The sequence below is a fragment of the Ochrobactrum sp. C6C9 genome (genome assembly GCF_022627935.1).
GTDB lineage: Bacteria > Pseudomonadota > Alphaproteobacteria > Rhizobiales > Rhizobiaceae > Brucella > Brucella teleogrylli.
Map to the genome: position 1 here is coordinate 98,790 of NZ_JABXGB010000002.1, position 12,717 is coordinate 111,506.

Genomic DNA, 12,717 nt, shown 5'->3' on the forward strand with positions numbered 1-12,717 from the left:
CGGCGACGTTTGGGGGCCTTTTTCTTTTGCTATCTCGTTCCTTTTCGCTCGAGCGATTTTCCAACCGGATTGTTGGCAACCACTCATCTCTTCAATTTAACGCCTGCATGACCCGCAAAACCGTTTCAGAGTTTCGCTGGAAATGCTCTTGATCGTCTCGATACAGATACGCAGATAATCGTACTCAGACACTGGACGGGGCTGCGGAAACCGCTTTCCAATCCGAAAGCTTGTTACTTCTCGTCGTTCTGGAAGGACGCATAAAGCGTATCCAGATTACGCGAGAGCCATTCGGCAAAGCGAGGCCCATTGGCTGCACCAAGAGCCAGCGTTGCCGATTTGCCGTTCTGTTTGATTGTGGCGCTGACGGACTTGTCCGAAGCGGTCCATGTCGCACCGGGGCGCAAAGCGGCCTTGGTGACGGACTTCTTCTGACGGGCGCCCTTCAGATAACCGTAAAGCTGTTCGAAGCGATCAGCCGACGTTGCTGCCTTGAATGCAGCGGTCGCCATCAGTTCTTCTGCAGCGTCTTGTTTGCCGGGAATTTCGATCAGCTTACGCAGTTCAAGCCAGCGATCACGACCAATGCCCTTGGCAGGACCGATGGCCAGAAGAATGGCTTCTGGTATCGCCTTCGGAATGGTCAGCATCTTCGACAGGGTTTGATAGTCGATGGTCAAAGCGGCCTGAATAGCCTCACGCTCAAAGCCAAGCGCTTCCAGACGTGCCGCAAACAAAACCCGCTCGATGAAGCTGAGATTAGCGCGCGCCGAGTTTTCCTGACCCTGACTCAGAATATGTTCCAGATCGGCAAGCGGCTTGATGACGGCTTTGACCTTGAGGCCCAGTTCGCGTGCAACACGGGCACGGCGATGGCCAAAGACGATCATATAACGGTCGCTGGTCTCAGGATGCGGACGCACCAGAATAGGGCTGTCCTGGCCACGCTCGCGAATGGCTTCGAGAAGCTCCTGATATTCCTGATCGTCGGCTTCAGGCAGACGGTCGGCAACAAAGGACGCATCAAGATTGTTGGGATCAAGCTCAACGACAGTTTCGCCATCCAGCCTTTGTGAAGCCTGCTTGGCGAGTTCATCAATCGAAGCGGAAAGCGATTTGGCAGCGCCGAACCGGCGCGATATGGCATCGACCGGCTGGGAAGGCTGTTCCGCCGCCGGTTCGTTCCGCATCACGCTGTCAAATATGTTCTTCCGGGCCATTCTCTATTCCTCAAACCGGTCAGAGACCTGATTTTATTGCGTATTTGCCGTTTTAGACGGCAGTCTAACGCCCCCATGCTTCGTGGATAAGCCCGCGAATCTCCGAATTGACCGCTTCCATGGCTTCCATCGCGCGATCATAGGTGCCGCGGTTCATGGATGAACGTTCGACTTCGTAAAGCGTTTGCTTGGTCAGGCCGGCATCCGAAATCGCCGTCGATTTCAGCATCTGATGCTTGAGCATGTGAGAGGCCAGCATGCTCTGCATGAAACCGACCATCTGGGCCTGCGGCACGTCGGTCGGTTCATAACGGGTAATCAGATAGCGGAACCAGTCGAGTTGCACCGCCCCGCCTGCCTGTCGCACGGTCTTGAGAATATCGCCGAGCATCAGAAGGAACTGCGACATCGACATAAGGTCGAGCATCTGCGGATGAACGGTGATTAGCACCGATGTTGCAGCGGACAGCGCCGTCAGCGTCAGATAGCCAAGCTGGGGAGGGCAGTCGATAACGACCACATCGTAGGAATCATCGACTTCGGCCAGAGCCGTCGCGATGCGGTTCCAGAACATCTTGCCCTCGCCGCCATTCTGCATGGCCAAAGGCGTGTCATATTCATATTCCTGCAGCTCCAGCATGGCCGGAATAATATCGAGACCGGGAAAGTTCGTCCGGCGAATGACATCGCGGATGGGCTTCTTTTCGGAATCGTAACGAATGGCTTCGTAAAGCGACGGGAATTCATCCAGCTCTGGCTGGATACCGTGCAGTGCCGATAAAGAGGCCTGCGGATCGAGATCGATGGCAAGCACACGATGACCGGTCAAGGCGAGATGCTGCGCCAGATGCGCGGCAGTCGTGGTCTTGCCGGAGCCGCCCTTGAAATTCACAACGCCGATGACCTGAAGCTTTTCATGGCCACGGCGATGCGGAACATAACGCTTCACTTCGGCGCGACCATTCTGGTCAAGCCACAAACGCAGTTCATGCAGTTGGTCCACGCTATAGGCGCGGCGTCCACCTGTCAGTATAGTCGGCTCGACGCCTTTGCCCTCAAGGTGTAGCTTCTTCAGATTGCTGGGGGAGACGCCAAGGAAATATGCAGCTTCGGCCATAGAAAACTGACGCAGATTTTTCCGCGCATCCGGTGGGAAGTTTTCATGGCGCAGCAGATTGAGCTTGCGAGAGATTTCTCTCCCCTGCGTCAATATCATGTCGTCAAACGACACTGCTGCTGTTGAATTTGCGATATTCATTGACTTGGGATCCCTAGTGACGGCATCGGAACTAATACCGCCTAAATACCGTCATTATGTCCGATTCTTCTTGTATCGCAAGAGCTGCCCGAATTAACAAAGGGTTAGCAGGCAATTAAAAATTACGAAGAATTTTATCCTTCCGAATCGAATTGCTTTATCGAATTGTTTTTAAAGACTTTTATTGGAATTAGACGGCAGTCTATCATTGCAAGCGGCATGCTGGCGACCGCAGGTGGAGTCATTTATTGTCATCGTCCACGCTTTTAGGCGGGGATGGATGCCCGAATCGTCAAGTGCGCCTTGGCGTCCGATTGTCCGGTTCATATCCGGCAGGACGCGCCCCGCACAACGGTGTGGAAATGAAGTGACCAGCGCAAAAAGGGCAGGGCGCGTCAGCCAAATTGCTCCTGCAACGGGAACTGGATTTTTCTCGGAAAAGCTGTTCAACTGTTCCGATGCACGATTCGAGTTTCCAGTCGAGTTTCACTGGCCCTTTCGAAAGGAACGATGATTTTTGTGCTTTTTGGTTAAGCGCTGTAGATTTTTTAACTTCTTCGCGCTACCATCCGAAGCGTTGCTATAGAGATCCTTTTTACAGCGCCCAGCTCGTCTCAACGGCAAATTTTCCCCTCATAGATCGGGTTTTGAACTAGTCGCGCTAGGAAAACCTAACGCGGAATTAGCTTTCATATGCGATAAAATCTTGTTTATTCTCATTGCATTGAAATTTTCCATTCCGCGGACGAAACGACCGGTTTTTTAACCGCTTTTGCCACGCCGTCGAAGCGGGCCTTTGTGGGCCTCCGATCACAAATGCAAAACCGTTATATGCGCGTCATCTAGCTTGCTTATGGAAACCTGACACTTTGTAGGAAGGGATTTCCAACATGCGCAAGCTTTTGCTCGCTCTCGCGTCCGCAACAATTTTGAGCGGCGCCGCCAATGCCGCCGATATCTATCCGCTCGACAGGGCCACGATTCTGGTCGGCTCGCCATTCGATTTCAAAGTGGAACTCGACAAGGTGGTGAAGCCGGAAGAGGTCAAGGTGACCGTCAACGGCAAGGATTACGAAACAGTGTTTGGCGCCAAAGCAGAATTCGTTGCGGAAGAAAAGGGGAGCGAGGACAAGGTTCTCGGCTCAGCCCTCATTCTGCGCGATCTGAAAATTGCAGAGCCGGGCGCCTATAAGGTTGAAATCTCGGCTGGCGACGAGACGAAGGCCGTCACCTGGGATGTGTACCCGACCGCGACAGAAGCGAAAGCCAAGAACATCATCTTCCTGGTGGCCGATGGTCTTTCGGTCGCGCATCGCACCGGCGCGCGCATCATGTCCAAGGGCATGGCGGGTGGCAAGGCCAATGGCCGTCTCAATATGGATGATGTTCCGCCGGTTGCCTTTATCGGCACGTCATCGACCCATTCGATTGCGACCGACAGCGCCAACACCATGTCGGCTTACATGACCGGCCACAAAGCGCGGGTGAACGCGCTTGGCGTTTATGCTGACCGCACTCCGGCGAGTCAGGATGACCCGAAGGTCGAAACAATCGGCGAAGCGCTACGCCGCCAGACGAAAAAATCCATCGGCATCGTTTCCACGTCAGAAGTCGAAGATGCAACGCCTGCCGCGCTGGTTTCCCACACGCGCAAGCGTTCCGACAAGGCAGACATTGTCGGCATGTTCTACGATGTGAGGCCCGATGTGCTTCTGGGCGGCGGTTCGGCCTATTTCCTGAGTAAGGATGTTCCGGGCTCCAAGCGCAAGGACGACAAGGATTATATCCAGCTGTTCCGTGACGCAGGTTATGCCATCGTTACCGACAAGAACGAGCTGGCCGCTTCCGGGCAGTCCAACCAGCAGAACCTGCTTGGCCTGTTTCACACCGGCAATATGGATGTGACGCTGGATCGCGACTTTCTGAAGAAGGGCACTGTCGACAAGTTCCCGAACCAGCCGGGCCTGGTCGACATGACCAAGGCGGCACTCGACAAGCTCTCCAAGAACCCGGACGGCTTCTTCCTGATGGTGGAAGGCGCTTCGATCGACAAGATGAGCCATCCGCTCGATTGGGAGCGGGCGCTGGTCGACACGATCGAGTTCGACAAGGCTGTCGGTGTGGCGCAGGAATTCGCCAAGAACAACCCGGATACGCTGATCGTCGTGACCGGCGACCACACTCATGGCGTGGCAATTATCGGTACGGTCGATGATGACAAGCCGGGCGATGAAATGCGCGCCAAGGTTGGCACCTATGATGCGGCTGGTTTCCCGAACTATGAGGACAAGGACGGAGACGGCTATCCGGATCGCGTGGACGTTTCGCGCCGCCTGTTCATGGCTGCCAATAACGGCCCGGATCATTATGAAACCTTCCGGCCGAAGCTGGATGATCCGTTCGTTCCGGCCATCAAGAACGAAAAGGGCGAGTATGTCGCCAATGAAGCCTATAAGGATGTGCCGGGCGCGGTCTTCGTGCAGGGCAACATCCCGAAAGACGAGGATACCGGCGTTCACGCGGTAGACGATATCGTCCTTCAGGCGACGGGTCCGGGTTCTGAAGGGCTGCGCGGCTATATGGAACAGAGCGATGTGTATCGCGTCCTTGCCGATGCTTTTGCTCTTGGCAAGCCGAAGTCCGAATAGGAAGGCTTATCCTGAAACAGGGCAGGCGGCTCGCGCCGCTTGTCCGCAATTGATGGAGCGTCCGATGTTCAACCGGAACCATCTTAGCCGCCGACAAGTGATGCTTGGCGCACTGGCCATGCCGCTGGCGACAGCTATCCCGCAGGCGCGGGCTGCCGAGCAACTCGGCTTCAACAATCTCTATAAGAGTTTCGGCGTGCTGGGCCTTGAGTTTTCTGATCAGGTCAAACAGTCCGCTGGAAAGCAGGTTGCCATCAGCGGCTTCATGGCGCCGCCCTTGAAGGCGGAAGCCAATTTCTTTGTGCTAACCGAGATACCAATGTCGATCTGCCCGTTCTGCTCGTCGGATTCCGACTGGCCGGACAATATCGTCGTGGTCTATCTCGCGGCGAAGCAGACTTTCGTGCAGTTCAACGCGCCGATCCTCACGCGCGGCACGCTGGAATATGGGTCGTGGACCGATCCTGAAACAGGATTTGTTAGCCAGCTACGCATGCGCGATGCTTCCTTCACAACGGTCTGACATGCCGACTGACCATGGTTCCGGCCTTTCGCTGGATATTTCCGCGCTGGAAGTGCGTTTTCCCGGCCTCCGTGAGCCAGCGCTTGCCATTGAGAATTTCCATTTGCCGCAAGGCGAGCATCTTTCAATCGCAGGCGCGTCGGGGTCTGGCAAAAGCACGCTGATCAACGCGATCACCGGGCTTGAGGCCGTCAAAACGGGGAAGGTGATGTGGGACGGCGCGGCATTCTGCAGCCTGTCGGCTTTTCAGCGTGACGCGTTCCGGGCTCGCAATATCGGGCTCGTCATGCAGGATTTTCATCTCTTTCCGGGCTTGTCGGCCATTGCCAATGTCCTGCTGCCCGCGAAACTGAGCCGGGTAGTCAAGCCGGTGCGGCGCGAACGGGCGCTGGAGCTTCTGGAAACAGTTGGCATTAAACGGCCCGACCAGCATATCGAAACGCTTTCCCGTGGCGAGATGCAGCGTGTCGCCATTGCACGTGCGCTGTTTCCCGCGCCGCGGGTCATCATTGCCGACGAGCCGACCGCCAGTCTCGATCAGAAGACCGGCGCGGAAATCGCAGAACTTCTGGTGCAGCTCGCGAGCGCCCAGGGGGCGACGCTGATTGCCGTCACGCATGATCCGCAATTGATGAAGCGCCTGCGGCGGCAGATTTTTCTGGAGGGTGGCCGCATAACGAAAGACGCTGCGGGGCAGGGCACGACATGATCGCTTTCATCCTTGCCGATCTGCGCCGGTTCTGGAGCGGAGCCATTGCGGTGATTATCCTGCTGGCGCTGTCCGTTGCCCTGAGCACGGTGGTGACATTGCAGGAGCGGGCTGTGCGTCTCGGCACGGCGCGCGCGTCGGAGAAATTCGATCTGGTCGTGGGGGCGGCTGGAAGCGACACCCAGCTGACCTTGTCATCGGTGTTCCTGCAACCATCGCCCTTGCCGCTGATGTCGGGCGCGATGCTTGGCAAGCTTACTGCTGATCCGCGTGTCGCTTTCGCTGCGCCGATTGGCTTTGGCGATAGCGCGATGGGCTTTCCCATTGTCGGGACAACGACGCAATTGATTGCAGCCCTGTCGCCCGTACTGGCGGAAGGCGCTATTTTTGCCCGGCTGGGTGAGGCGGTTATCGGGTCTGCGGTGGATTTGCCGATCGGCGGTCGGGTTAATCCGATGCACGGCACGGTGGAAACGGGCGGTCACGCCCATGCGGAATTGAGCTATCACGTCAGCGGAAAGATGGCTCCGACGGGAACCGCGTGGGATCGCGCGATCCTCGTTCCCATTCGTGCGGTGTGGCAATTGCACGGCATGGGCGGTCATTATGACGACCACGAAGATGCGGCTGTGAAGAACGCGCAAGGCTCGCTCGCGGTGATCGGGCCGAACGATACCCATGATCACGATGCCCGGATCGATGTCGATGCGCCGCTCGATGAACAGTTCGATGCCAGCAGTCCCGGCATTCCGGCGGTTCTGGTCAAGCCGAAGACGATTGCCGATGCCTATCGCCTTCGGCAGGAATATAGGTCCGATACCACATTGTCGATCTTTCCGGCGGAAGTGCTGACGCGGCTCTATTACACGCTGGGCGATGCGCGCAAACTTTTGCTCGGAATTGCCATCGGCACGCAGGTGATTGTCGTTTTCGCGCTGCTACTGGTTGCGGTCATGCATATCGGTGCGCGCAAGCGCCAGATTGGTGCCTTGCGGGCATTTGGTGCGCCGGTCAGTGCGGTGATGGCGATTGTCTGGGGTGAGCTGTTCTTCCTGCTGGTGCTCGGCATCCTGCTGGGCCTCTCTATCGGCTACGCTGCCGCGCATGTCATCACAGCATGGCTGACGGCGGCAACGGCTGTGAGAATGCCTGTCGAATTTTCAGTGGATGACCTTTACGGCGCTGGTGGCTTTATTCTCGTTGCAGCCATCGTGTCTCTGGTTCCGGCACTTCTCACACTGCGCATGAGCCCGGCCTCGGCGCTGCGTTCGTGATTATCAAATAGAAAAGCCCCCACCCGGATGACCCGGATGAGGGCTTTTTCAGTCAGCGCTCGCTGATGATCTTACGAGCGGGGAGGAAGGATCGGTAGAGGCTCTGCACGACCGACGATGAATGCATAGGAGCATGCACCGACAACGGCCATGATGGCGGCCATCAGGAAGGACGGCGTATAGCTGCCGTTGAACTGATCCAGCAGGAAGCCGAACAGGAACGGGCTGATGATGCCCGCGATGTTCGAAGCAAAGTTCTGGATGCCGCCGATGGAAGCCACATGGCGCGAGCTTGGTGCAACGTCGGCTGGCAGGGACCAGATCGCGGTCGCTGCAATGGCAAGGCTGCTATAGGAAATCGCCAGGAAGAACAAAGCTGCATACAGCGATTCAACCAGCGCTGCCGGAAGAATGGCGGCACCGCCCAGCATGCCGCCCACCATGACGATCTTGCGAACCGTGGTGACATTGGCGCCGTTGCGGATGGCGCGGTCGGCCAGAAGGCCGGCGATCCAGGCAGTGACGACGGCGGCAAGGCCGGGGATCATGCCATAGAGGCCAAGTTCAGCGAGGTTCAGGCCGCGTGCGGTCTTCAGATAGGTCGGGAACCAGGTCAGGAAGAAGTAGATGACGAAGTTCAGGCAGAAGAAGCCGAGCATCATGCCCCAGACGGTGCGATAGCGGAACAGATCGGCCCAACGGATCTTCTGTGCTTCTGCGCTGTCATTATCATCGGTGCGGGCACCGTTCTGGATGATGTACTGGCGCTCCAGATCATTGGCGCGCGGATGTTCAGAAGGATCGCGATAGGTGACGTACCAGAAGAACGCCCACACGATACCGACAGCACCCAGAATGACGAAGGAATAATGCCAGGTCGCAAAAGCGATGATCGAGGTCACGATCGGCAGGGCGAGAACCGTGCCGACGCGCGAACCGGAATCGATCACAGCGGTTGCGAAAGCGCGTTCGCTTCTCGGGAACCAGCGCGAAGCCGCCTTGGTCGCTGCCGGATAGGCAGGGGCTTCACCCGCGCCGAGGAAGAAACGGACGGTGAAGAAGGTCCAGAAGCTGTTGGCAAGCGGCGTGACGGCGGTGAAGACCGACCACCAGACGGCGGCGAGCGAAAAGCTCTTGCGCGCGCCCAGCTTGTCGGTGATCCAGCCTGCAAACAGCATCATGCCGTCATAGGCCCAGAAGAAGGCACCAAGGATGAGGCCCTTCTGCGTGTTGGTCAGGTTGAGGCCCAATTCGGAATCGATGAAGGGCAGCGCCACGCTCATATTGGCGCGATCGAGATAGTTGATCGCGATGCCGATAAAGCACATGAAAAGTATGAAATACCGGAAGCGGCTGGCGCCGAATGGCGCCTTGTTTGATGTGTTCATTCCCAATATCCTCCCGGGATACGTCTTCGCAGTTCGAATGATGGTCAGAGCGTTTGCAGTGCTGTAACCGCCCTGACGGTTTGGTTTTGCGCTTATGACCGGCTGGGTCAGGCGGGCAAGGTCACGCCGTATTTTTCAGCCATTTCACCGAATGACTGCCATGTCACCGGATCGATGGTTACACCGCTTTTTTCGCGCTCTTCGGCAACGCGCCATTCGCGGTCGCCGGGAGCCATGACGGTGCAGCCTTCGCGGGCTGGTGAATTGCGCAATGTTTCGAGATAACGGGTCATGCCCGCATCGAAGACATCGCGTTCGATAAAGGCTTCCGGCTTGATCGCCAGAACGAAAGCCCCCATGCCGCGCGGCGTGGAGAAATCGGGGCCGCCCATAGGGGCAATATCGAAGCTGAGTTTCATGCCGGTCAGAACGGCACTGAGAATTTCCGCAAAACCGGCCAATGCTGCGCCCTTGAAGCCGAATTCGCCGCCAAGGGGCGCCAGCATTTCAACCGCTTCCGCATCGCGCGTATCCACACCGTTGAGATCGGAGGCGGTGCCCTGCGGCAGCTCAACACCGAGGCTGCGATAGAGCAGCACGCGGTTATAGGGGATCGAGCTTGTGGCCATATCCAGAAGCCACGGATTTTCGTCGGTGGTGGGTACGCCGACCGAAATCGGGTTGGTGCCGTGGAACCGCATTGCACCATCATGAAGGCGCACGAAACTGTCGGAATTGCAGACGGCGATACCAATGCGGCCCTGTCGCGCCGCTTCCAGCGCATAGGCTCCGGCGGCAGCGAAATGCGAGCTGTTGCGAATGGCAACAGCGCCGATGCCGAACTGATCGGAGAGTGCGATGGCGCAATCCATGGCGGTATAAGCTGCCAGCGCGCCATGGGCATCGTCGGCGTCGAGCGTTTCAATGGCGCCGAAACTGCGCACTGCCTTGAGATTGGGCGTCTTGTTGACGCGACCGCCCACGAGAGCGGTCACATAATGCGCGAGCAGGCGGACGCCGTGGCTATCCACGCCGTAGCGCGTGCCGTGCATCATCGCGCGCGTCGCCGCGTCAGCGGTTGCATCATTGGCACCGCATGCGGAAAAAACCTCGCGGCAGAACCGTTCAAGTGAGGCGAGCGAGAACGCCGCCTGGTCAACTGCCTGTTGCACTATGAAACTCCTCCGGCCATAATGTATTGTGCATGCACTATACGAATTTTTTGGGAGACGCAATCCGAGATATATTAGGGAGGAAAACCGGCATTTATGGGCGCGTCCACGGGACGTTCAGGGGGATAAACATCAGTCCGCAAATCATATTGGACTCAATGGGTTGCATGTGGGCTTATCGATCCCGACATAGGAGGCACCATGCCTGTGGGTATCGGGATAAACCGGACAAAATAACAAGAAGCCGGACGCATTCAGGGGAGGAAAAATGACATGATGCGTAACATCGCACCTAAACTTTACCAGCGCGCGCGTGACAGTCTCGCGGCGGATATCGCCAATGGCGCCATTCCAACGACCAAGCGACTGACGGAAAGCTGGGTCGCGGAATTGTTCGGCATCAGCCGGGTTCCGGCGCGGCAGGCGCTGGCGGAACTGGAACAGCGCGGCCTCATTCGCAAGGCGGAGGGGCGCGGTTATGCCATTGCCGAAGAAGCGGCGAACAGATCGCGCCAGTCTGGCAGTTCGAACGGCGACCCGCTTGTCAGGAAAAGCGCCGACAGCCGCATGCAGTTCATGCCCAGCTGGCAGCTCATCTATACCGAAATCGAAAGCGAGATTTTCGCCCGCACATCGCTGGCCGACTGGCGCGTCAACGCGCTGGCCTTGGCCAAGCATTATGGCGTCAGCCGTACTGTGGCGCAGGACGTCATGGCCCGGTTACAGCAGCGCGGCGTCATCCAGAAGGACGAGCGCGGGCGCTGGTTCGCACCGGCGCTCACCGACAAGCACATCCACGATCTGTTCGAACTGCGATGGGTGCTGGAGCCGCTGGCGCTCGAAAAGGCGCTGCCGCGTCTGCCCGAGGGATTTCTGGCGCGGGTTCGCCGCAATCTGGACGAAGCGGTCACCGCTCCGCTGGTCGCGGGCGAAACGCTGGACCGGCTGGAACAGGAACTGCATGTCGAGCTTCTCGGCCATTGCGACAGCGCGTCCTTGCTCGAGGCGGTCCGGCTGCCACAGACGCTGCTCGTCGCGCATCATTTCCTGTATCAATGGACATCGGGGCTTTTTGCGTCCGAGCCGTTTCTGCCGGAACATCTTGAAATCGTGACGTGTCTACAGTCCGACAATCTGGCGGGGGCACAGCGCGCGCTGGTGCATCATCTGCAAATCTCGCACGAACGCGCCATGCTGCGCATCAATACGCTGGCCAGCACGATCCGGCCGCGTGAACTGCCCTATCTGGAACGGCAATCTTAGAGCCTGTTCCAAAAGTCGTACTGTGTGGCTGCAAATGGCAATTTGAGATTTGCTTTCGCATAATCTGAACCGAAAAATCTGCAACTTTTCGGGATTATGCGAGGCTTCCGGTGCTCACGTACCTTTAAGTACGCTCCGCTCCGGTCCTCGAAAATCACCATTTTCGCACACACATGCTGCTTTTTGATTCAGGCTCTTAAGCTTTGGAGCGGTTCCAACCGAAACATCGGAACCGCTCTCTTATTCATTGCTTGCTGGAAGCTTTAGCCCTGAACAAGCGCCAATGCGCGCACGGGCGATCCCGTACCAGCGACGAATTTCAAAGGCGCGGCTATCAGGATCGCACCCTTTGCCGGCAGCTGGTCGAGATTGCTGAGGCTTGCAAGGCCATAGCGATTGGCTTCATGCAGCAGGTGATGCGCCGGGAAGGGCGGGGTCATGCCGCCTGCCGAACCGGCATCGGTGCCGATGGTTTCCTGACCCCAGCCGATGATCCCCTTGGAGAGCAGATAGCGGATCGCTTCCGCAGTCGGGCCGGGCGAATGCGGGCCATTCTCGTCGGCATTCAGGAATGTCTCGGTGGAGCCGTTGCGCTTGTACCAGTCGGTGCGCAGGATTACCCACGATCCCGCTTCAATCTCGCCATGCTCGGCTTCCCATTCCTGGATGCTTTCCACCGTCAGGAGATAATCCGGGTTGGCCGTTGCTTCCGCAGAGCGGTCGATCACATTGACCGGCGCGACGAAGTTCTGCGGCGGGATGGTGTCGGTCGTGTTGTTCGCGTGGTCCTTGCCCGTGACCCAATGGCAGGGAGCATCAAAATGCGTTCCCGTATGTTCGCCAAGTTCGATCCAGTTCCACGCCCAGAACGGACCGTCCTGATTGTATTTGCTGATCTCGTGGATCTTCACATTCGGAGTGTTTTTGCCGAATTGCGGCGGCAGATAAAGCACTGGCGTATCGGGCCCGAGCGGCGCGGTAATATCCACGACCTTGATCGATTGCGATACCAATGCGGATGCAAGTCCGGTGAGAACGGATGTCTCTTTCATAGTTTCCCTCGTCTTTGCCGCTCTCGACCCAGTGTGGGTGGAGCTGCGGATTTGTGCAATGGCTTCTTTGAGCCTTGAGGAGAAGGCTATGCAATATCATATGACTTTGCAAGTATTTAAGCGGTTCTCATGCGCCGATAAACATCACAAATTGCCGTGAAATCTTTTTTAAGCGGGCTTTCCTTGCGGCGCCGGAATGGGGCGCCACAA

Annotated in this window: 10 protein-coding genes; 5 read left to right on the forward strand and 5 right to left on the reverse strand. The window is 57.4% G+C overall.

All coding sequences use genetic code 11. The features are described 5' to 3' along the window. Window positions 1–233: 233 nt before the first annotated feature. Together repB and repA are read right to left on the reverse strand one after the other, a co-directional pair. Window positions 234–1,220 (reverse strand): plasmid partitioning protein RepB, encoded by a 987-nt coding sequence (repB, locus tag HWD97_RS01915; protein ID WP_121538408.1) that lies wholly within the window; start codon window positions 1,218–1,220, stop codon window positions 234–236. A 64-nt stretch (window positions 1,221–1,284) separates the two neighbouring features. Then, window positions 1,285–2,478, reverse strand: a complete 1,194-nt coding sequence (gene repA / locus HWD97_RS01920) for a plasmid partitioning protein RepA (protein WP_109366824.1) — start codon at window positions 2,476–2,478, stop codon at window positions 1,285–1,287. Window positions 2,479–3,368: 890 nt separating this feature from the next. Between repA and HWD97_RS01925 the strand changes: the two genes are divergently transcribed. From HWD97_RS01925 to HWD97_RS01940, 4 genes are all read left to right on the forward strand, one after another. Further along, entirely contained in the window at window positions 3,369–5,126 is a 1,758-nt protein-coding gene (locus tag HWD97_RS01925) for an alkaline phosphatase (RefSeq protein ID WP_109366825.1), read from the forward strand. 64 nt (window positions 5,127–5,190) lie between these two features. After that, window positions 5,191–5,649 (forward strand): hypothetical protein, encoded by a 459-nt coding sequence (locus HWD97_RS01930; RefSeq protein ID WP_121538412.1) that lies wholly within the window; start codon window positions 5,191–5,193, stop codon window positions 5,647–5,649. A 1-nt stretch (window position 5,650) separates the two neighbouring features. Next, a complete protein-coding gene (locus tag HWD97_RS01935) occupies window positions 5,651–6,358 on the forward strand; it encodes an ABC transporter ATP-binding protein (RefSeq protein WP_109366827.1) in 708 nt (235 codons plus the stop codon). Continuing rightward, window positions 6,355–7,632, forward strand: coding sequence for an FtsX-like permease family protein (locus HWD97_RS01940; protein WP_371834624.1), 1,278 nt, complete (start codon window positions 6,355–6,357; stop codon window positions 7,630–7,632). Before HWD97_RS01935 ends, HWD97_RS01940 begins: the two co-directional genes overlap by 4 nt. Before the next feature lie 71 nt (window positions 7,633–7,703). Here HWD97_RS01940 and HWD97_RS01945 read toward each other — a convergent pair whose 3' ends face one another. Both HWD97_RS01945 and HWD97_RS01950 read right to left on the reverse strand, forming a co-directional pair. After that, window positions 7,704–9,020, reverse strand: coding sequence for an MFS transporter (locus HWD97_RS01945; protein WP_109366829.1), 1,317 nt, complete (start codon window positions 9,018–9,020; stop codon window positions 7,704–7,706). Window positions 9,021–9,127: 107 nt separating this feature from the next. After that, entirely contained in the window at window positions 9,128–10,192 is a 1,065-nt protein-coding gene (locus HWD97_RS01950; RefSeq protein WP_121538416.1) for an Ldh family oxidoreductase, read from the reverse strand. Window positions 10,193–10,465: 273 nt separating this feature from the next. Between HWD97_RS01950 and HWD97_RS01955 the strand changes: the two genes are divergently transcribed. After that, a complete protein-coding gene (locus HWD97_RS01955) occupies window positions 10,466–11,455 on the forward strand; it encodes a GntR family transcriptional regulator (protein ID WP_109366831.1) in 990 nt (329 codons plus the stop codon). 263 nt (window positions 11,456–11,718) lie between these two features. Here the strand turns inward: HWD97_RS01955 and HWD97_RS01960 are convergent, their stop codons facing one another. Then, complete coding sequence (locus HWD97_RS01960; protein WP_121538418.1) at window positions 11,719–12,507, reverse strand: cyclase family protein; 789 nt, start codon at window positions 12,505–12,507, stop codon at window positions 11,719–11,721. Window positions 12,508–12,717 lie beyond the last annotated feature (210 nt).